We start from the raw sequence: 20,018 nt of genomic DNA on the forward strand, positions 1-20,018 counted from the left end.
TGATGGATCAGGGACCGAGATGCGTCTTCCAGAGGTCTGCGTCCTGAGACTGCATAAACCAACGACGCTCACGCAAGGCGCAGAGAAGTTCGGAAGCAGATTCGCTCTCTAAGTCGAAGCCCCAATCACTGTCAAGGCAAGTACGCAACCCATCGGTGCTGAGGCCCCGACGAAGACCTTTCTTCAGCAGGCGTCGGAGCGGAGCAGGCTCGAGCTCCACCATCAGCGCCATGGTGAGAGGCGTCCGTGGAAGGGCATCGTAATCCAGTTGATCCACAGTGATCAATCGCCGGGAGACTCGAGTAGAACGGTCGCCAGGTCACGGACAGCATCAGTCCAGGCGTGGTTGGGAAACTCAAGAACAGCCAAACCGCCACTTGCCAACGTCAGAAGATCCTCACTGAGAGGAAGAATTGACCCGATGGAAACCTCATAACTTTCCTGCATCCGCAGACGCACCTCATCACGACTGAATTGACTGGGGAGTTTGTTCATCACAAGTTGAATATTCATCACATCAAGACGCTGAGCCACCTCAATCGCAACCGCGGTTCCCAAATAATCCTGACTGTCTGGACGCATCACCATGATCAAATGATCAGCAATAGCTGCAGAAAGCAGAGTTTCTTCATTAATCCCTGGGTGAGTATCAACAAGGACAAAATCAAGCTTTAAGTCATCAGCAATAGAGAACATTGCGTCATTCAGCTTTTCAACCTGATAGCCCTCGCGCAGAAGACGAGCAATTCGATCACTGTCAAGAGAAGCAGGCAAAAGGAAGATGCGACCCCTTGCTGACTTCACAGGGTCAGGTGTCACCTCATGCACACAATCACGGATTTGCACATCTTCCTGCAGATAATCGTTCAGACATCGATCACCCTCAGAGAGAGAAAAATCAAACAGAACATGAATCCCAGGGGATGCCAGATCAGTATCTAAGATGGCAACGCGCTTGCCTTGAAGGGCCAACGCAGTTGAAAGGTTGGCCGTCAGGTTTGATTTACCAGTACCGCCTCGGAACGAATGAATTGCAATGATCTGCGTCATGATCAATTCGCCCTGAGGACGAAATGGGGTGTGAGTCGGGCTTCAGATTACCTCGATATCAGCCCAGGAACCGTTTTGAACCTGGGTCTTAAAATTAGATTCAGTCGTCAGAGTCAGACTGGGCCCTCTGCAGCACGGAACTCAAACCAACTGCAGCGAGTGGATCACCAACCTGGGCGAGCAAGTCTGGGTCGTTTTGGTAGGACAAGCCACTAGCACGGGCCAGATTGACCAAGGCAAGGTTGTAATCAGCCAATTGCTCGATGTAGGAACTCACAGCTTCCGTGAGATCTTGCTGAGATTGAACAACATCTGTAATCGTGCCGTAACCAGCATTGAACCTCTGGGACTGCAACTTGAGAGCCGACGAAGCGGCTTGCACTCGCCCTGAGGCGACAAGAACGGCCTCGCGACCATCCGTGGACTGCGCAAAGTATTCGCGGACTTCCTCAATCACGGAATTGATCGACTGACGAGCCGCTAACTGTGCAGCAGCAGCCCGCTTTCTCGCCGCCGCTGCATCCATCCGAGCACGGCCACCATCAAAGCCAGTCAATGTAATCTGCAACACAGATTCTGAGTTCCAAAGATCACTACGGCCTGTATCAACGATGTATGGTTCACCGCTATTTGGATAGCCAAGATTCTTCGTCCAATACAAGGAATTCACAAGCTCAATCGTTGGCCTGTAAATTGCAAGATCAATCTCCGCTTGCAACTCATTCTGCTTCACACGAGAGAGATTTTTGACAATGACCTGCCGATATTCGAGTGCAGAGTCAATGGTTTCTTGCAATGAGGAAGCCCACGATCCCAAAGGACTCAACGCTTCACTGGGCTGAATCTCCATGGAACGTGGATCATTCAGAAGTTGAGCCAACTCCGCTTGCGCAACTAACGAATCACGCTTTGCGTTGACAAGGTTGACCTCGTCTGTGCGGAGCACAGTGATCTGTTTGGCGACATCAAGCTGTGAAGCAACACCAAGACGCTTTCTCGAATCTGCTAACTGCAGAAGCAGTCGATCATTGTCGACCAACTGACGACCCGTCACGATTGAAGCCAATGTGCGCTGGAGCTTCACGTACGCCTGGCGCGTCATCAAGGAATAATCTCGGCGCGAGATGATGTAATCACTACCCGCTTCCTTGACCAAGTATTTACCCTTCCAAATCTGAGGACCTCGAGCAGGATCGTAAAGCTTCCAATTAACGTCGAGCGTTTGAACACCTTGTAAATAGCTACTCGTGTAATCGCGAGCAAACAAATAGGAAGGCAAGTCACTCAATGACGTACTTCCACCTGTGTAGTCGCTGTATATGGATGTATCGATACCACTGTTGGCACCAGCATAATTGTAATAAGAATTCTGGTTATAGTTGCCGAAGTTGAAATCAAAGCTGATTGTGGGCCACCATGTCGCAAAATCTGAACCAAGTTCATCTTGGCTCGCACGAAACGATTGATATTTTTCCTGGATGATTGGGTTACGTTCCTGAGCCAGCTGTACAGCGGTATCCATATCCAAGCGCTGCAGCGTCGCTGGCGGAATGGGTGGCACAAGAGGAGTATCTCCCACAGGCCATGTCGACGAAACTGCCTCAATCTGCATCGCATCAGGCAGATCTGATTCTTCAGCAACGGCTGAAAGTGGAGCCAAAATTGCGAACGCTGAAATGAGCGAAAGTGCAAAAGCAGAGCGAGAGCAGTTCACAAAAAACAAAGCACTATTGAGATTGAGACAACAGGAAAGAAAATGGCAAGTCGATCAACTTCCTGTACTTCGGTACATAAGCACGATGGTTGAAGACGTCGTATTGATTTTGCTCAATCCTGGACAAAATACCGCGGTACAAGCGTAGAGACGTCCAGACAGGCCAGCGTGCGTCGGGAGCCAAGAAACGCACTCCCTCTTCAGATTGACGGAACCATTGTCGAGCCCGATCAATTTGAAATGCCATCAATTTTTTCCAAGAATCATTGACAACACCATTAAACAAGTCGTCTTCCGTATAACCGAATTGTTGAAGATCCTCTAATGGAAGATAAATACGACCGCGATGACGATCTTCACCAACATCCCTGAGGATATTGGTGAGCTGATTCGCGATACCCAAGGCAACAGCGGCTCCTGACGTATTGGCTCCTGTGCTCCATGGTGCAGAGGTATAGCCAGGATCAACACCCATCACACGTTCAGACATCAGACCAACCGTGCCTGCCACGCGATAGCAATACAACTTGAGCTCTTCAAATGTGGAATAACGCGTCCACTTGAGGTCCATTCGCATCCCTTCAATCATGTCGAGATAGGGCTGCAAAGGCTGATCAAAACGCTGGATCGTATCGACCATGACTTGATCGAGCCAATTCACTGCTTGACCATCAAAAACAGACCGCGTGTGACGTTCCCACTGGTCCAGAAGACTGAGCAGTTCATCCCGAGGCTTGCTCATCGCTTCAGGACTATCCATGATTTCATCCGTTCGACGACACCAGACGTAAATTGCCCAAATAGCCCGCCGCTTGTCAGGTGGCATGAGCATGGTCCCGAGGTAAAAGGTCTTCGCCCATTCCTCGGTTTCGCAACGACAACGCTCGTAAGCCTCATCCAACGGGATAAGACCGTTTTCGGCCACCACCATTGAAACGGATGAAGCCGAGACCATGGTCAAGCTCCCCTCTGATGGCGACGCTGACGCATCAGGCGTGCTCGCTCTGAAAGCGTCTTAAAAGCAGGATCGTTAGTGATGGCTTTGACCTGTGTCGCGACGGATTGGCGGCTGATTTTAACCTCTAACTTCTTGATTGTCTCATGCAATGCAGAATCTTTCTCCAAAAGGAGCGAGGACATGGACGCGAAATGCTGACGGAGCCTTTCCAGTGTGACCTCATTATCAACAGAAGTCGACAGCTCTGAAGCAAGCTTCTGTGCTGCAATCAACTGCGCGCGAATAGTCGCTTGAGTGGCCTTTAAATGTTCATAAAGAGCAAGATCTTCGTCATATCTAAATTTTTTATCAAGCGAAGTTCCAACTCGGGCACGCAAAAGCGTGAGGTTACAAGGTTTCGGCAGGTAGTCTTCTGCACCATATTCAACACACTCCACAACAACATCAATATCTTCCAAACCAGAAATCATGATAACTGGAATCTGAGCAGTGGCAGAAGCTCCTTTAAGCAAACGCAGCACTTCACTACCGTCAATACCTGGCATTTGAATATCCAATAGCACCAGATCAAAAGGTTGATCTGTGGCTTTGTCGAGTGCAACTTCTCCACATTCTGCAGTCGACACGATGTGGCCATCTCTTGAAAGGGTTTGAACAAGCAAGTCGCGATTGTATGGGTCATCATCAACAACAAGAATTCGACCTTTTCGCAATTGATGGGTAGGCTTCCGTTCATCATGCTGACGACGCGATGATTCAGTTTTCAACTGAATGACTGATGTCGAAGAATCACGCTTGGCTTCATGACGCTCACTTTGCAATTCAGATTCCGTTAATCGACTACGAATCATCTCAAGCAAGACACGTGCAGATGTTCCGATCTTGGCCAGATCATCAGGATCGATCGATTCTCCTGCCTCGAGCTCCTCAGTCAACAGCTCGCTGTAGCCAACAATTTGATTAATCGGGTTATAGAGATCGTGACGAAGAAGCTTATATTCGACGTTCTCCTTAGCACTTGGATCAGCAGCCATCAGACATTACCTCCGAGAAGCGATTGGATTTTTTCAAGAAGTCGCGACAAATCAATCGGCTTCGTATCAAAATCATCACAGCCAGCATCAAGACATCGCTTCCGATCTTCTGCCATTGCATGGGCAGTTAAAGCAATCACAGGAATTGACTTGGTCGCATCGTCAGACTTGATCGCCCGCGTCGCATCGTATCCATCAATCACGGGCAGGCCAATATCCATCAAAACCAGATCAGGCATAAGCGCTTTGGCTTTGTCAACGGCTTCTTGACCATCCAATGCGAATTGCACTTCGAAGCCCTTCCGAGTGAGCCGCCGCGACAACATGTCGCGATTCAGTTCGTTGTCCTCAACAAGAAGAATGGTCGTCATTGCTCCTAGTCGTCCTCCAAAGAGAGTGCCATCAATTCTTCAATTGAGGAAAGCATTACATCAACGTTCGATCCACTGACAGTCAGCCAACGTGATCCAACTGCCTCAAGCCGCTGCAAGGTGTCAGAATCAAGAGGATTATCCGAGATTGCCACAAGAGGAAGGGCCTTGGGGTCAAATTTGACACGAATCGATTCAATGGCCTGCATCGACTTCGTTGCGTCACCAGAGAGGTCAACAATCAGTAAATGAGGGGTGTCGTCTGAGATTTCAGACAGCAAACGATCCTCGTGAGAATAAGAGCGAAGATTCCAATGATGCTCCTTCAACAATGCTTCAACCAATACTTTGAGACGGGGCGATCCATCCAGCAGAGCAACATCTGTCTGCATGTTGTGATCGCAACCTGAACGAATCCTTTCAAGGATGTGGGTTAGGCGGGACCAATCAATGGGATGCTGTAGCGCTCCGGCTGCACCGAGCATCACCGAAAGCTCTTTGGCATCATCGCGGCTCACAACAATAACCGGCAATGTCTTCAGTTTTTCATCAGCGCGAATCTTGGCCAGCATGTCCCAACCGCTGAGCTGAGAAGCATGAATATCAACAATCAAAATATCCGGGTCGCATGACCTTGCTTGTTCAAGACCGGCCTCACTATTAGGAGCGCTCAAAACATCAAATGAAGCTTTAAGAAGAAAATGCTTGATCATCTCCAAGGATTGATCATCATCATCGACCACTAAGACTCGCCCACGGCGATCCACGACTTGCATATCCACCCCCTCATTGTCAGGGTCATCAAGTTCAAGCTGCGCTGGTGATTCGGCCGCTGGGTAACGGGGGATTGTCATCGTGAACGTGCTCCCCTTGCCCAGAGCACTTTCAACCGTGATGTCTCCACCCATCAAACGACTCAACCTACGGCTGAGCGACAGACCAAGACCAGTACCCCCGTAACGACGCGTTGTACTGGCATCAGCTTGACTAAAGTCTTTAAAAAGCTTTTCAAGTTGTTCTTCGGACATTCCGATCCCGGTATCAGAAACCCGGAAATGGACCCAAGGCACATCGTGCTGGTCACGCTCAACCTGAGCAGAGAGCCTGACAGTTCCATTCTCCGTAAACTTACAGGCATTGCCGATCAAGTTAATCAAAGCCTGCCTAATTTTTGTCGTATCTGACCGAACAAGATCATCTGAATAGGACGGAGCTTCGCAAATAAATTGATTATTATTTTTTTGCGCTAGTGGCGCAGCTGTAGCACTCACCTCCTCGAAAAGGTCTCTGAGCGAAACATTTTCAATGTAGAGGGTCATTTTCCCAGCCTCAATCTTTGAAAGATCAAGCACACCATTAATCAAACCAAGCAAATGCTTGCCGGAAGAAAGAATCTTCTCAAGATCAACGACAAAATCTTCCGGCTCTAGATCCTCAGAATCTTCAATCAACATCTCGCTGTATCCAATAATGGCATTCATCGGAGTTCGGAGTTCATGACTCATATTGGCGAGAAATTCACTTTTCGCCTGGCTGGCAAGGAAAGCAGCCTTTTTGGCTTTGTGAGCGCGTTCACTTTGTTCTTCTGCTGACATCCGAAGCTTTTCGGCGTCGAGCAATGCGCTTTTCAACAAGCGCTCCAACGAAATCGTTAGAACCATGACCGAGAGCAAAACAAGCACAATCGGCAGCATTGATTCAGTGACCACGCGAGCGGTTAAGGTATTGATCTCAGAAACGCTGGAGGCGACGTAGATTTTATATTTCCAGGGTTTAAAAAGAAAGGAACTAACTCTATAATCATCAACTTTAACGTCTTGAATAATCGACTGTCCTGAGGAAGCAAACGTGTCGATGATCCTTTGGGATTTTTCAATCGATCGCCCCTCTGTTACATAGAGAATTTTCCCTTTGCTATCAGCAAGCGCAAGAAATCCGAAATTACCAATCTTCGAAGATTGGATGATCCTACCAACTTCACTCAATTGGCGAACAGGATAACCAACTGAAATTGCACCAACAATTTGCCCATCAAACTTCTTAACCGGAACCGCTTTGGCGATGTAAAGCTCACCAAGAAAATCCCCAGCACCAAAAAATTGTTCCCCTTCAAGTAGTTTCTTGGAGACTTCACCTTGAGGATCAAGCAATGATCCTTCCATGGAACCACCCGAATCCGTTTGCAATGTCGTTGCGACACGAACAAAGCCTGATTCATCCAACGCAAAGAGCGTAGCTTCGGCGCCCATATCTTTCTTCAGAATATCCAGAAAGACATCGATTTTTTTACGGCTATTGACGTCAAGCTCGCCAAAAAACCGGAGCATCGATTTTTTCTCTTCAACGCTTAATCGGCTCGATGAAGCTGTATCTCCAGAAATAGCCAGAAAAGCAAGATTCAAATCAGCAGACGTTTGCCTTTGATAGTCACTATCGATCAAATCCAGTTGAGCATCGATGGCACTGACCAACTGCTCAGTACGCTCATCGAAATATTCAGCGATACGAGCTCTTAATCGCACAAATGTGAAAGCAACTGATCCTGCAATCAGTGACGACACCACCAACAACCACGCCCGCGAGAGGCGGCGAACACGATCCGAACGAGATTCAGCCGGGCCAAGCAAACGTTGTTGAAGTTGCCTCAGCATCAACTCAGGCCGTGACAGCTTGAGGCCGATCAGCCTTGGCACTGCTTTCAGCCAGCGGTGATGTTTCAACAGCCTTGGCGCAGAGCTTGCCGCTCAGAACAGCGCCCTCCATTGAAGCGAGATAGCGCTGCATCGTGTAATCGCCTGCCAGGAAGAAGTTCTTAATCGGAGTGGCTTGATCCGGGCGCAGCTCTTGGCAGCCAGGAGTTGTCTTGTAGACAGACAACGGCGTCTTCACAACCTTGTATTTGCGCAGGGTGGCAGGGTTGTCGCCACTGAAGTGCATTGGGAACAATTTCTTGAGCTCACCCATGGTGGCCTCGATGATTTCTTCATCGGGACGACCGATCCAGTCTTTGGCAGGAGCAAAGACCAACTCGAGCATTGACTTGTCGGGGTCTTCGTACTCCTTGCAGGTGATGCTCATGTCGGCGTAGACGCTCAGCAGGGGCGACCGGCTGAACAACAGATGGTCGATGTCGGTGAGCTTGCGATCAAACCAAAGGTGCAGGTTGATCACAGGCACACCCCGAAGCCCGTCCAACTTTTGGAAGACCTCCATCTGCTTCCAGGGCTCAGGCAGCAACAGCTTGAAAGGATCCACCGGCAAGGCACTGACGTAGGCGTCAGCGGTGAGATCGAAGCTGTCTTTGCCCTTCACACCACCGATGTGGAAGGCCGACACCGAACCGTCGGCATTGAGCTTGATCTCACGGAGGGGGCTGTTGAGGTGCACTTCACCACCCAGTGACTCGATGTGCTCAACCACCGGCTGGCAGAGGCGCTCCGGTGGAGCACCGTCGAGGAAGGCCATCTGCGAGCCGTTCTTCTCCTGGAGGAAACGATTCAAGGCTGTGAGCACCACGGTGGCGGAGATCTCATCGGGATCGATGAAATTCAGCGCCTTGCTCATGGCGATGAACACCTCGTCGTTGACGCGCTCCGGAATGTTGTGAATCTGCAGCCACTCCGTCCAGGAGTATTTGTCGCACTCTTCGACATAGCCCTGGCCCCGGAGCATGGCGGGGACCAGTCCCAGGCCGAAACTGATCTTCTCCGGCCAGGTGAGCATGTCGTTATTACCCAGGATCGCCGCCACACCATTGACCGGTGCCGGCAGATCGGGGAAATCGAAACGGCTGTAGGTGCCGGGCTCCTCAGGCTGATTGAAAATCATCGAGTGGCTCTTCCACTGCAGCCGGTCTTCGATGTTCAGCTCCTTGAACAGCTGCAGCATGTTCGGGTAAGCCCCGAAGAAGATGTGCAAGCCGGTTTCATACCAGTCACCGTCTTCGTCTTTCCAAGCCGCCACCTTCCCGCCGAGTACATCACGGGCTTCCACCACGATGGGGGTGTGACCAGCATCAGCCAGGTACTTGGCGCAGGACAGACCTGCCAGACCGGCTCCCGCGATGGCGACGCGCATGCTTCTGATTACAAGTTGAAAACAACCTTAAAAGGAGGACTCTCCTCTTCGCTTCCTAAAGTCGCTACCAACCCGCCTGCGCGGTGCCATCACCGCTCCATTTGATCCATGGCCGAGACCCTGCTGAAAAGCACAACCCGACACGTGCGTTTGTTCACAGCTCGCGTTGAAGCCGGAGATCTGGTGGCCGATCCAAGCCAGTTGACCCTTGACCTGGATCCGGACAACGAGTTCCTGTGGCCCGACAGCAGTGTCGAAAGCGTGCAACAGCGCTTTCGGGATCTTGTGAAGAGCTACGACGGTCAGCCACTCAGTGACTACAACCTCCGACGGATCGGAACAGAACTCGAAGGATTCATCCGCGAACTGCTTCAGGCTGGGCAGCTCAGTTACAACCCTGATAGTCGGGTTCTCAACTACTCCATGGGTCTACCCCGCACCCCCGAACTGCTGTGAGCCGATCCCCCTACGACCGACCTCGTCCCGGTTACGACCGACGCATGGATGACCGTCGTCGCGACCGCGACGAATCGCGTCGTAATGAACGCCGCGATCGAGGTGGTTACGGGGGCCCACCACCGCCGAAAAACGGCGGACTCAGCCTTAACACCGGCACCATCGCGGTTCTAGCGGGGGTGTTGATCGTTGGGATTGGCATCGGCAGCGCAGTCACTAGCACCACTCAGGGCGATCAGGGCAACATCGCCAGCGCCCAGCAGCTGGACATGGCCGTGCCGGATCCAGAGTTTTGCCAGCAGTGGGGAGCGAGTGCCTTTGTGATGGACATCGAGATGTACACCACGCTGAATCCTTCCACCAGCTTCGTCACCCAACCAACTCTGCAACCAGGCTGTGTGATCCGCCGCGAGAACTGGGCGGTGCTTCGTAAGGAAGGGGCCATCACCTCCGCACAGGAGCGTGATTGCAAACAACGGATGAACACCTTTGCCTACATCGGTTCCGTGCGCGACAAACCTGTAGTGCGCTGCGTTTATCAGACCGATATCAGTCAGAACAAGTTCCTCACCCGCGGCGTTGCCGATGACACGGTGGGCATCACACCGGAAGCCGATCAGTTCTGATTCTGGATCAATTCCTCCTCAGGCTCCTCCTGAGGCGCGATGGCCGAGCGGCCTTGTCGAATCGGGCTGTCAGCACTGGCAAAAACGGGGAGCACATCCCTTCGGAAGGCTTCGGCAGCACGGGAGCAGTATCGAGAAGGATTGGTGATCAGCTTGAGCTGACGGCGCACCTGCAGATCCACCACATTGGGACGATGCAGTGTGCCGGCGGTGAGCTCGCGCTCGATGGACACCACAGGCAAAAAGGCTGCGCCCAGACCAGCCTGGACAGCATTCTTGATCGCCTCAAAGGAATTGAGCTCCATCTCGACGCGAAGACGCTGGACATCGAGACCGGATCGCCCGAGCAACTGGTCGACCATCTTTCGGGTTGTGGATTGAGCATCCAGACTCACAAACCCCAGTCGATAGAGGTCGTCCTTGCTGAGCTCCACCAGACGGGCGAGAGGATGTTTGATGGGGAGCACGAGTGCCAGCTCATCGCTGGCGTAGGGCAAGACCTGGAGCAGTTCGTTGAGCTCAGCCGGCAACTCACCGCCGATAATCGCCAAATCAATTTGTCCGTTGGCCACACTCCAGCCGGTGCGACGGGTGCTGTGCACGTGCAGTTGCACCGCCACATCTGGATATTTCTGTCGGAAAAGGCCGATCATCCGCGGCATAAGATACGTGCCCGTGGTCTGACTGGCGCCGACCAGGAGGGAACCGCCTTTGAGGTCGTGAAGATCATCCAACGCCCGACAGGCTTCATGGCACTGGCTGAGGATGCGATCGCAGTAACTCAGAAGCAGATGACCGGCTTCAGTGAGCTGAGCTTTGCGTCCACCCCGGTCGAAAAGCGCCACCTCAAGCTGCTTCTCGAGGTTTTGAATCTGCAAACTCACCGCCGGCTGAGTGACGTAAAGGCTGTCAGCAGCTTTCTTGAAACTGCCCTCACTGACAATGGCCCTGAGGATGCGCAGCTGATCCAGAGTGAAAGGCAGATCGGCCATGGAGAGCTGCCTGGCAAAGAGCAGATGATCAAAAACTGTAAGGGGCACCCCGCCCGTCAAACGCCAGAATCACGGCTCCCGCAGCATCTCGTTGGCTGACGCAACGGCAGGTCTTCACCACAGCAGCCTGGTGATGTTCACGCTTCTGCTGATCTTTGCTGTGATTCACAGCGGAGGTGCCGCGCTACGCAGTCGCGCGGAGGCGCGCATCGGCGCCAGGGCATGGCGACTGGTGTTTGCAGCGCTCAGCATTCCCTCCGCGGTTGTGGTGATTGGGTATTTCCTGGCCCACCGCTACGACGGCATCCGCCTCTGGAACCTTCAGGGCCTCCCCGGCATGGTGCCGATGGTTTGGATCGTGACAGCCATCAGCTTCCTGTTTCTGTACCCAGCCACTTACAACCTGCTGGAGATTCCGGCGGTGCTCAAGCCTCAGGTGCGCCTTTATGCCACTGGGATCATCCGAATCAGTCGTCACCCACAGGCCGTCGGGCAGATCCTGTGGTGCCTGAGCCATGCCCTATGGATCGGCAGCAGTTTCATGCTGGTGACCTGCGCTGGCCTGATCGGTCATCATCTTTTTGCTGTGTGGCATGGCGATCGCAGGCTGAAGCAGCGTTTCGGCGATGCCTTCGACAAACTCAGGGACGAAACTTCTGTAGTCCCTTTCGCTGCCGTCATTGAGGGTCGACAGACGATCATCTGGACCGAGCTGGTGCGCCCGGCCCAATTGGGCATCGCTATCGCTGTGGGGGTGTTCTGGTGGGCCCACCGCTACATCCCCATCGGTGGAATGGCGTTTCTTCACTCCAGGCTCGGAGAGCTGTTGAGCTGAGCTGCCTACACTCGACACAACCTGATTTGTCTGGATGCCCTCGGCCGCCGACTCCGCCTGGTTGATTCCAGTTCTGCCTTTGTTCGGAGCCTTGATCTCTGGCCTAGGCCTGATCAGCTTCAACCGAACCATCAACCGATTGCGCAAACCGGTTGCGCTGCTGCTGATCAGCTGCGTGGGGGCCGCTGCCGTGATTAGTTACGCCGTTCTGTTGGAACAGCTGGGAGGGGCACCTCCCGTTGAGCACTTATTCGTGTGGGCCAGTGCTGGAGACTTCACACTGCCGATGGGGTATGTGGTCGACCCCCTTGCCGCCGTCATGCTGGCTCTGGTCACCACCGTGGCGCTGCTGGTGATGATCTACTCCCACGGCTATATGGCGCACGACAAGAGCTACGTGCGCTTTTTCACCTATCTGGCCATTTTCAGCAGCTCGATGCTCGGACTCGTGGTGAGTCCGAACCTGCTCGAGATCTATGTGTTCTGGGAGCTGGTCGGCATGTCGTCGTACCTGCTGGTGGGCTTCTGGTACGACCGGGACGGAGCGGCCCATGCCGCCCAGAAAGCCTTCGTGGTGAACCGTGTGGGCGATTTCGGTTTGCTTTTGGGAATCCTGGGTCTGTTTTGGGCGACCGGCAGTTTCGGATTCCAGGGCATCGCCGACGGTCTTTCGGCCGCTGTGAGCAGCGGTGTGGTGCCGGGTTGGGCAGCGCTGGCGCTCTGCCTGTTCGTGTTCATGGGCCCGATGGCCAAGTCCGCGCAGTTCCCGCTGCACGTGTGGCTGCCGGACGCGATGGAAGGTCCCACACCAATTTCAGCCCTGATCCATGCGGCCACCATGGTGGCCGCCGGTGTCTTCCTCGTCGCTCGCCTGGAACCCCTTTACAGCCAGTTCCCCAGTGTTGGCGTGTTCATTGCCGTCACCGGAACGATCACCTGCTTTTTAGGGGCCTCCATCGCCCTCACCCAGATGGATCTCAAAAAGGGGCTGGCTTACAGCACCGTGTCTCAGCTGGGCTACATGATGTTGGCCATGGGCTGCGGAGCTCCGGTCGCTGGCATGTTCCACCTGGTGACCCATGCCTTCTTCAAGGCCATGCTCTTCCTTGGATCGGGTTCCGTGATCCATGCCATGGAGGATGTGGTGGGTCATGAACCTGTGCTGGCGCAGGACATGCGCCTGATGGGCGGTTTACGCAAGAAAATGCCGATCACCGCGATCACATTTCTGATCGGTTGCATTGCCATCAGTGGGATCCCTCCCCTAGCTGGCTTCTGGAGCAAGGATGAAATTCTCGGGCAAGCCTTCGAAACATTCCCACTGCTCTGGGTTGTTGGCTTCCTGACGGCCGGCATGACGGCCTTCTACATGTTTCGGCTGTATTTCCTCACCTTCGAGGGCGACTTCCGTGGCAACGATGAGGCCATGCAAGCCAAGCTGATGGCCGCCGCCGGCAAGACTGTTGATCAAGAGCATTCGCACCATGCCGGAAGCCTGCACGAATCGCCTTGGTCGATGACGCTGCCTCTGGTGGTGCTAGCTGTTCCATCGGTTCTGATCGGCCTTCTGGGAACACCCTGGAACAGCCGTTTTGCCGGGTTGCTCAACCCCGAGGAAGCCATGGAAATGGCGGAACACTTCAGCTGGGGTGAATTTCTGCCTCTGGCCGGTGCCTCCGTCGCCATTTCGGCAGCTGGGATCTCCGTGGCCGTGCTGGCCTATGCCGTCCATCGCATCGACTTGGGCGAGTTGGTGGCTGCCCGGTTCCCCAGCGTGAATGCCTTCTTGGCGAACAAGTGGTATCTCGATTCCATCAACGAGAAGTTGTTTGTTCGCGGCAGCCGCAAGATTGCTCGCGAAGTGCTGGAAGTGGATGCCAAGGTCGTGGATGGCGTGGTCAATCTCACCGGCCTGCTCACCCTTGGTAGTGGTGAAGGACTCAAGTATTTCGAAACCGGTCGCGCGCAGTTCTACGCCCTGATCGTGTTCGGCGGTGTGATCGGTTTGGTGGTGCTGTTTGGTGTCTTGGGCGGTCCGATCAATTAGATCGGACTGGTTTTGGCTGTCGCTGTGTGTGTCAACGCCTATCGACTGGATGTCACCACAGCCAAGATTTCTACACTCAAGCCAGTGGTGAAAGGCCTCATCCTTGCTGGAATTCGCTGTCAGCGCACCCTTTGATCCAGCCGTTGATATTGCGGCTGGCATTATTCCGGCCCAGTTTCCCTGGCTGAGCTTGTCCATTCTCTTCCCCATCGTGGGGGCATTGATGGTGCCTTTCATTCCCGATGAGGGTGAGGGCCGTCAGGTTCGCTGGTTCGCGCTTGGTATTGCGCTGACCACCTTTCTGATCACAGCCGGTGCGTATCTGACTGGTTACGACCCCAGCTTCAGTGGCCTGCAACTCTCCGAACGGGTGAGCTGGCTTCCCAATCTCGGCTTGACATGGGCCGTTGGAGCCGACGGCCTGTCCATGCCATTGATCCTGCTGACGAGCTTCATCACAGCCCTCGCCGTGCTCGCGGCCTGGCCTGTGACGTTCAAACCCAAGCTGTTTTTCTTTCTGATTCTGGCCATGGATGGTGGCCAGATCGCTGTGTTCGCCGTCCAGGACATGTTGCTGTTCTTCCTGGCCTGGGAGCTGGAACTGTTACCCGTCTATCTGCTGCTGGCGATCTGGGGTGGAAAGAAACGCCAGTACGCCGCAACCAAATTCATCCTCTACACCGCAGGCAGCTCACTGTTCATCCTGCTTGCGGCCCTCGCCATGGGCTTCATGGGAGGCGGCACCCCCAACTTTGAATACACCGTTCTGGCCCAAAAAGGCTTCAGCACAGGGTTCCAGTTGCTCTGTTACGCCGGACTGCTGATCGCATTCGGCGTCAAACTCCCCATTGTTCCGCTGCACACGTGGCTGCCGGATGCCCATGGTGAAGCCACCGCCCCGGTGCACATGCTGCTCGCCGGGATCCTTCTCAAGATGGGGGGATATGCCTTGATGCGTTTCAACGCTGAAATGCTGCCGGAGGCCCACGCACAGTTCGCGCCGCTGCTGGTGGTGCTTGGTGTCGTGAACATCATTTATGCCGCACTCACCTCGTTTGCTCAGCGCAATCTCAAACGCAAGATCGCGTACAGCTCGATCAGCCACATGGGCTTTGTGTTGATCGGGATTGGCAGTTTCAGCGCCTTGGGCACCAGTGGAGCGATGCTCCAGATGATTAGCCATGGCTTGATCGGAGCCAGCCTGTTTTTCCTTGTCGGTGCCACCTACGACCGCACCCACACGCTTCAACTCGATGAAATGGGCGGCGTCGGTCAAAAGATGCGCGTGATGTTCGCGCTCTGGACCGTGTGTTCGCTCGCGTCTCTTGCCCTGCCGGGGATGAGTGGATTTGTCAGCGAACTGATGGTCTTCACGGGCTTCGCGACCGATGAGGCCTACACCCTGAGCTTCCGGATCGTGATCGACGGACTGGCCGCAATCGGTGTGATCCTCACACCGATCTATCTCCTCTCCATGCTGCGGGAGATTTTCTTCGGAAAAGAGAACGCCCAGCTCACCACGAACACCAACCTGGTGGACGCCGAACCTCGTGAGGTTTACATCATCGGCTGCCTGCTCGTTCCCATCATCGGCATCGGCCTTTATCCACGCCTGATGACCGACAGCTATCGATCGGCGATCGAAGCCTTGGTGGATCGCAACCTGGCCGCCATGGAAGTGATCAGTCGCCCGACGGCACCTTTAATCCGCAGTGGCAGCCTGGCGCCAGCCATGTTGCGGGCACCCAGTTTGCCCAACAGCACTAGCGGAGCGTAACGATCTTCGTCCTTTCCCATTTCTGTCCAGACGCTGCTGCAGGAACTCCGTACGTTTGATTCACTGCTCCTGCATCGCCTGCGGACATGCGCCAGATCAATTTCAGCCTGATTTTCTTCTTCGGACTGAGCACCGTGTTCTTCACCCTGGAGAACACGGAAGCCACAACGGTGAGGGTGCTGCCAGGGCTGCAATACACCCTCCCCCTGGCGGCCCTTCTACTGGTGGCGTCTGGCGTGGGTGCAGCCGCTGCTTGGTTATTTGCCACCTGGAGCGGCATGCTGAACAACGTGGAACGCTTCAGCAACGCCTCGGAATTTGAGGCTCAGCAAGTGCGCATTCAAGAACTGGAAGTTGATCTCAACCGCTACAGGGCCACGGTCCAGACGCAGCTTGGACTGCTGCCATCAGCCGAAACCGCAGACAGCAGCCTCGACAGCCCATCGATCGAGGTGAGCTGAAGGGGCTGGCCGGAAGCGTTCAGGACCGGTACTTTTGCTGAAGATGGTCGGTTGCGGTGCCGGAAGCCGGGCTGAATCAAGGCGCTGATGCGGGTGCCAGGCTTGCGATCCGTTTGCTCCAAGATGCCGCGCAACGGGGCGATCTGGATCCCTGGGATGTGGACGTCATCGCCGTCGTGGACGGATTTCTCGATCAGCTCAAACAACGCATCGAAGTGCCGCGGAAGGTGGCAGAAGCGCTTCAACAGCGAGGTGGAAGTTACGAACGTGACTTGGCAGACAGCAGTGAAGCGTTTCTTGCCGCATCGGTGCTTGTGGGACTGAAGGCGGAAGTGCTCGAAGCCAGCACCTTCCCTCCAGAACCCGAGCTCGAGGAAGCGTTTGATGCCGATTACGGCGATCAAGGCTGGCTGGATCCCAGTTTTGATCTGCCCCGACATCCAGAACGCCATCTTCAACGTCGCCCGGTGGCTCCTCCTCCCTTGCGACGCCCCGTCACCCTGGGGGAACTGATTGAGCAACTGGAGTCGATCGCCGAACAGCTGGAGTCCGACGAGCTCGAGATGCGGAGGCGGCAGAGGCAAAAGCGCTACTCCAACAAAGAAGCGATCGCGCAGGTGGCTGCTCTTGCACACCGAGAAAAGCTACCGGAGACCACCGCAGCCATGGGCGTGTTCCTCAATGGCTGGGAAACCGCACTGCAGTGGGTGGATTTCGAGAGTTTGGTGCTGCGCTGGAGTGCGGAGGCTGCCAAGGATCTCGACACCGACAGGGTCGGCGTGTTCTGGGCCCTCTTGTTTCTCTCCTCTCAGGGTCAGGTGGAACTCGAGCAAATGGGGTCACTGCACGGTCCGATCCGACTGCGGCGGCTTCTTGCTCCTGGATCCATGGCGCAGATGCCTCTGGCCAAACTGGACGTGCCAGATGCAGCGCCGGCCGTGGGGGCAATGGCTGCCTGAACACCCATTTATGTTGGCTTATTCGAAGTAAGCCTGTAACGCCGATGAAGGCGATGATCCTGGCCGCGGGCAAGGGGACAAGAGTTCAACCGATCACGCACGTGATCCCAAAACCCATGATTCCCATCCTGCAAAAACCAGTGATGGAGTTTTTGCTTGAGCTGCTCAAAGAGCACGGCTTCGCCGAGGTGATGGTGAATGTGTCGCACTTGGCGGAGGAAATCGAGAACTACTTCCGTGATGGCCAGCGATTCGGGGTTGAGATTGCCTACAGCTTCGAGGGACGCATCGAAGACGGAGAACTGATTGGTGACGCCCTCGGTTCAGCCGGTGGACTGAAAAAAATCCAAGACTTCCAGAATTTCTTCGACGACACCTTCGTGGTGCTCTGCGGGGATGCCTTGATTGATCTAGACCTCACCGAAGCCGTGAAGCGTCATCGCGAGAAGGGAGCACTCGCAAGCCTGGTCACCAAACGGGTCCCTAAGGATCAAGTCAGCAGCTACGGAGTTGTCGTCAGTGACGACGAAGGTCGCATCCAAGCGTTCCAAGAGAAGCCGACCGTCGATGAAGCGCTGAGCGACACCATCAACACAGGCATCTATTTGTTCGAGCCTGAGATCTTCGAGCACATTCCCTCCGGTGAGTCCTTTGACATCGGATCGGACCTCTTCCCCAAACTGGTGGAGCTTGGAGCCCCCTTTTATGCCCTTCCCATGGAATTTGAATGGGTGGACATCGGCAAGGTTCCCGATTACTGGCAGGCCATCCGCAGCGTGCTGCAGGGCGATGTTCGCCAGGTCGGCATCCCGGGCAAGGAAGTGCGTCCAGGGGTCTATGCCGGGTTGAATGTGGCCGCCAACTGGGATCGCATCGATGTGCAGGGTCCTGTTTATGTCGGCGGCATGACCAAAATCGAAGATGGCGCCACGCTGGTCGGACCCACCATGATCGGACCGAGCTGCCACATCTGCGAAGGGGCCACGATCGATAACTCAATCATTTTTGACTACTCCCGCATCGGTGCCGGAGTTCAGCTCGTTGAGAAGCTGGTGTTTGGCCGCTACTGCGTCGACAAGAACGGAGACCACTTCGACCTCCAAGAAGCAGCCCTCGACTGGCTGATCACGGATGCGCGACGGGCCGACCTGATCGAGCCTTCCCCACAGCAAAAAGCCATGGCTGAACTGTTAGGAACAGATCTCACAGCGGCTGCGAGCTGAGGCCGGCCTTTTTTAGAACCTCCGGAATCCGTTCCTCAGCCCTGACCGCCATCACGTGCACACCCTGAGCAATTCCCAGGTATCGGTGCACCTGCTCGGCAGCAATGGCGATGCCTTCCGAAGCAGGATCATCTGCTGCCGCTAAGCGGGCAATCAGGTCGTCTGGAATGCAGGCTCCAGGAACCATCCGGTTGATAAACGCTGCATTTTTTGCTGACTTGAGCAGGAACACCCCTGCCAGAACCGGTAGCTCCATCGGCGTGGCAAGCTCCCGGCAGAAGCGCTCGAGCACTCGCGGATCCATCACCATTTGGGTTTGCAGAAAGCGGGCTCCCGCCTCACGCTTGCGCTCCAGGCGACGGGTCAGACCTGACCAACTGGGGCAGTGCGGATCCGCCGCTGCACCCGCGAAGAGATCAGTGGGACCATCAGGCAGGTTGTTCTTAACCGGGTCCTCACCCCGATTAAAAGCGCTGACTTGCTTTAACAGACGGATGGATTCCAACTCGTGCACAGGCCGGGCATGGGGCTGATCTCCTGCCTGGACAGGATCACCGGTGAGGCAAAGGAGATTGCGAATACCGAGCGCATGGGCACCGAGCAGATCCGCTTGCAGCGCGATGCGATTGCGATCCCGCCCAGCCATCTGCAGCACCGGCTCGAGTCCTGCATCCAGGAGAAGCCGGCAGACCGCCACACTGTTCATCCGCATCACCGCACGGCTTCCATCGGTGACGTTGATGGCCTGCACCCAACCACGCATGCCCTCAGCCATGGCGAGCGCATGGCTGGGATCACCACCCCGTGGCGGCATCACTTCGGCAGTGACCGTGACGGAACCAGCCTCAAGACTGCGCTGCAGCGCGGAACCCAAACCCTTCAAACGCTTCTTCCAGTCACTATGGGAGATCGCCTGTCAGATACGAGTGCTTAGGATGATTGAATGAACAGTGGTCGGTAGTCCGCATGGCCAGTGGCGATGGACCTGATTCCTCGAACGTTTCGCTCTCCACGCGGGAGATCGAGATCATCGAGCTGGTGGCTGAAGGCCTCACCAACCAGGAAATTGCCGAACGACTCACCATCAGTAAACGCACTGTCGACAATCACGTCAGCAATGTCTTCACCAAGACAGGCTCCAAGAATCGCGTTGCGCTGCTGAATTGGGCCATGGACCACGGCAAGATCTGCCGTGATGGATTCAACTGTTGCTTGCTTCCGGGAGCACCCGACGACGCGGCCTGACGGACAAGGGGAGCGGCACCGGCAAATCCATCAACGAACAACGCGCCAGGGACAGGTCGAACAGTTCGGCATAGGCAACACAAGCCTCACGATCGAGACCAATGAATCTCAGGATGCCGTCATCGTCGTAAAGCCCGTGCACGCGTCATTTGAATGATCCCAAACAAAATCTAAAGGAAAGTGGAAGACTCTT

Annotated in this window: 19 protein-coding genes; 9 read left to right on the top strand and 10 right to left on the bottom strand. The window is 54.7% G+C overall.

The window, feature by feature from the left end; translation table 11 throughout:
* Window positions 1-7: 7 nt before the first annotated feature.
* The 8 genes from SynA1825c_RS11890 to pds all read right to left on the bottom strand — a co-directional run bounded on the left by SynA1825c_RS11890 (window position 8) and on the right by pds (window position 9,204).
* Window positions 8-277 carry a hypothetical protein gene (locus SynA1825c_RS11890; RefSeq protein WP_186469476.1) on the bottom strand — a complete coding sequence of 90 codons (270 nt, stop codon included), beginning with the start codon at window positions 275-277 and terminating at the stop codon, window positions 8-10.
* A gap of 5 nt (window positions 278-282) precedes the next feature.
* Entirely contained in the window at window positions 283-1,050 is a 768-nt protein-coding gene (locus SynA1825c_RS11895) for a MinD/ParA family protein (protein ID WP_186469477.1), read from the bottom strand.
* A gap of 100 nt (window positions 1,051-1,150) precedes the next feature.
* Window positions 1,151-2,764 carry a TolC family protein gene (locus SynA1825c_RS11900; protein WP_186469478.1) on the bottom strand — a complete coding sequence of 538 codons (1,614 nt, stop codon included), beginning with the start codon at window positions 2,762-2,764 and terminating at the stop codon, window positions 1,151-1,153.
* A 13-nt stretch (window positions 2,765-2,777) separates the two neighbouring features.
* A complete protein-coding gene (locus SynA1825c_RS11905) occupies window positions 2,778-3,719 on the bottom strand; it encodes a phytoene synthase (RefSeq protein WP_186469479.1) in 942 nt (313 codons plus the stop codon).
* 2 nt (window positions 3,720-3,721) lie between these two features.
* Complete coding sequence (locus tag SynA1825c_RS11910; RefSeq protein WP_186469480.1) at window positions 3,722-4,756, bottom strand: response regulator; 1,035 nt, start codon at window positions 4,754-4,756, stop codon at window positions 3,722-3,724.
* A complete protein-coding gene (locus SynA1825c_RS11915; protein ID WP_186469481.1) occupies window positions 4,756-5,127 on the bottom strand; it encodes a response regulator in 372 nt (123 codons plus the stop codon). Before SynA1825c_RS11915 ends, SynA1825c_RS11910 begins: the two co-directional genes overlap by 1 nt.
* A gap of 5 nt (window positions 5,128-5,132) precedes the next feature.
* The gene (locus SynA1825c_RS11920) at window positions 5,133-7,847 is read right to left on the bottom strand and encodes an ATP-binding protein (protein ID WP_186469482.1); all 2,715 of its coding nucleotides are present in this window, start codon (window positions 7,845-7,847) and stop codon (window positions 5,133-5,135) included.
* A complete protein-coding gene (gene pds, locus SynA1825c_RS11925; RefSeq protein ID WP_186469483.1) occupies window positions 7,783-9,204 on the bottom strand; it encodes a 15-cis-phytoene desaturase in 1,422 nt (473 codons plus the stop codon). The genes SynA1825c_RS11920 and pds overlap by 65 nt, the downstream gene beginning before the upstream one ends.
* Before the next feature lie 108 nt (window positions 9,205-9,312).
* Between pds and SynA1825c_RS11930 the strand changes: the two genes are divergently transcribed.
* Entirely contained in the window at window positions 9,313-9,660 is a 348-nt protein-coding gene (locus SynA1825c_RS11930) for an NAD(P)H-quinone oxidoreductase subunit M (protein WP_186469484.1), read from the top strand.
* On the top strand, window positions 9,657-10,286 hold the full coding sequence (locus tag SynA1825c_RS11935; RefSeq protein WP_186469485.1) for a DUF3172 domain-containing protein: 630 nt from the start codon (window positions 9,657-9,659) through the stop codon (window positions 10,284-10,286). The genes SynA1825c_RS11930 and SynA1825c_RS11935 overlap by 4 nt, the downstream gene beginning before the upstream one ends.
* Here SynA1825c_RS11935 and SynA1825c_RS11940 read toward each other — a convergent pair.
* Window positions 10,277-11,278, bottom strand: a complete 1,002-nt coding sequence (locus tag SynA1825c_RS11940; RefSeq protein ID WP_186469486.1) for a LysR family transcriptional regulator — start codon at window positions 11,276-11,278, stop codon at window positions 10,277-10,279. The two genes, SynA1825c_RS11935 and SynA1825c_RS11940, sit on opposite strands and share 10 nt — an antisense overlap.
* Window positions 11,279-11,411: 133 nt before the next feature.
* Here SynA1825c_RS11940 and SynA1825c_RS11945 point away from each other — a divergent pair, with 133 nt between their 5' ends.
* The 6 genes from SynA1825c_RS11945 to SynA1825c_RS11970 all read left to right on the top strand — a co-directional run bounded on the left by SynA1825c_RS11945 (window position 11,412) and on the right by SynA1825c_RS11970 (window position 18,580).
* A complete protein-coding gene (locus tag SynA1825c_RS11945; RefSeq protein ID WP_186471202.1) occupies window positions 11,412-12,113 on the top strand; it encodes an NnrU family protein in 702 nt (233 codons plus the stop codon).
* Window positions 12,114-12,147: 34 nt separating this feature from the next.
* The gene (locus SynA1825c_RS11950; RefSeq protein WP_186469487.1) at window positions 12,148-14,160 is read left to right on the top strand and encodes an NAD(P)H-quinone oxidoreductase subunit 5; all 2,013 of its coding nucleotides are present in this window, start codon (window positions 12,148-12,150) and stop codon (window positions 14,158-14,160) included.
* Window positions 14,161-14,263: 103 nt separating this feature from the next.
* On the top strand, window positions 14,264-15,937 hold the full coding sequence (locus SynA1825c_RS11955) for an NAD(P)H-quinone oxidoreductase subunit 4 (RefSeq protein ID WP_186469488.1): 1,674 nt from the start codon (window positions 14,264-14,266) through the stop codon (window positions 15,935-15,937).
* Window positions 15,938-16,023: 86 nt separating this feature from the next.
* On the top strand, window positions 16,024-16,398 hold the full coding sequence (locus tag SynA1825c_RS11960) for a lipopolysaccharide assembly protein LapA domain-containing protein (protein WP_186469489.1): 375 nt from the start codon (window positions 16,024-16,026) through the stop codon (window positions 16,396-16,398).
* Between the two features lie 56 nt (window positions 16,399-16,454).
* Window positions 16,455-17,357 carry a segregation/condensation protein A gene (locus SynA1825c_RS11965; protein ID WP_186469490.1) on the top strand — a complete coding sequence of 301 codons (903 nt, stop codon included), beginning with the start codon at window positions 16,455-16,457 and terminating at the stop codon, window positions 17,355-17,357.
* Window positions 17,358-17,401: 44 nt separating this feature from the next.
* Window positions 17,402-18,580, top strand: coding sequence for an NDP-sugar synthase (locus SynA1825c_RS11970; protein ID WP_186469491.1), 1,179 nt, complete (start codon window positions 17,402-17,404; stop codon window positions 18,578-18,580).
* Here SynA1825c_RS11970 and SynA1825c_RS11975 read toward each other — a convergent pair.
* A complete protein-coding gene (locus tag SynA1825c_RS11975) occupies window positions 18,561-19,454 on the bottom strand; it encodes a methylenetetrahydrofolate reductase (protein ID WP_186469492.1) in 894 nt (297 codons plus the stop codon). The two genes, SynA1825c_RS11970 and SynA1825c_RS11975, sit on opposite strands and share 20 nt — an antisense overlap.
* Before the next feature lie 92 nt (window positions 19,455-19,546).
* Here SynA1825c_RS11975 and SynA1825c_RS11980 point away from each other — a divergent pair, with 92 nt between their 5' ends.
* Complete coding sequence (locus tag SynA1825c_RS11980) at window positions 19,547-19,825, top strand: helix-turn-helix transcriptional regulator (RefSeq protein ID WP_186469493.1); 279 nt, start codon at window positions 19,547-19,549, stop codon at window positions 19,823-19,825.
* The last annotated feature ends 193 nt before the right edge of the window (window positions 19,826-20,018 follow it).

The organism is Synechococcus sp. A18-25c (assembly GCF_014280035.1).
Lineage (GTDB): Bacteria > Cyanobacteriota > Cyanobacteriia > PCC-6307 > Cyanobiaceae > Synechococcus_C.

Excerpts from the sequence above, each read along its gene's own strand:
- SynA1825c_RS11895 (WP_186469477.1), bottom strand. The coding sequence starts at position 1,050 with ATGACGCAGATCATTGCAATTCATTCGTTCCGAGGCGGTACTGGTAAA.
- SynA1825c_RS11905 (WP_186469479.1), bottom strand. The coding sequence starts at position 3,719 with ATGGTCTCGGCTTCATCCGTTTCAATGGTGGTGGCCGAAAACGGTCTT.
- SynA1825c_RS11910 (WP_186469480.1), bottom strand. The coding sequence starts at position 4,756 with ATGGCTGCTGATCCAAGTGCTAAGGAGAACGTCGAATATAAGCTTCTT.
- SynA1825c_RS11915 (WP_186469481.1), bottom strand. The coding sequence starts at position 5,127 with ATGACGACCATTCTTCTTGTTGAGGACAACGAACTGAATCGCGACATG.
- pds (WP_186469483.1), bottom strand. The coding sequence starts at position 9,204 with ATGCGCGTCGCCATCGCGGGAGCCGGTCTGGCAGGTCTGTCCTGCGCC.
- SynA1825c_RS11930 (WP_186469484.1), top strand. The coding sequence starts at position 9,313 with ATGGCCGAGACCCTGCTGAAAAGCACAACCCGACACGTGCGTTTGTTC.
- SynA1825c_RS11940 (WP_186469486.1), bottom strand. The coding sequence starts at position 11,278 with ATGGCCGATCTGCCTTTCACTCTGGATCAGCTGCGCATCCTCAGGGCC.
- SynA1825c_RS11945 (WP_186471202.1), top strand. The coding sequence starts at position 11,412 with ATGTTCACGCTTCTGCTGATCTTTGCTGTGATTCACAGCGGAGGTGCC.
- SynA1825c_RS11950 (WP_186469487.1), top strand. The coding sequence starts at position 12,148 with ATGCCCTCGGCCGCCGACTCCGCCTGGTTGATTCCAGTTCTGCCTTTG.
- SynA1825c_RS11960 (WP_186469489.1), top strand. The coding sequence starts at position 16,024 with ATGCGCCAGATCAATTTCAGCCTGATTTTCTTCTTCGGACTGAGCACC.
- SynA1825c_RS11970 (WP_186469491.1), top strand. The coding sequence starts at position 17,402 with ATGAAGGCGATGATCCTGGCCGCGGGCAAGGGGACAAGAGTTCAACCG.
- SynA1825c_RS11980 (WP_186469493.1), top strand. The coding sequence starts at position 19,547 with ATGGCCAGTGGCGATGGACCTGATTCCTCGAACGTTTCGCTCTCCACG.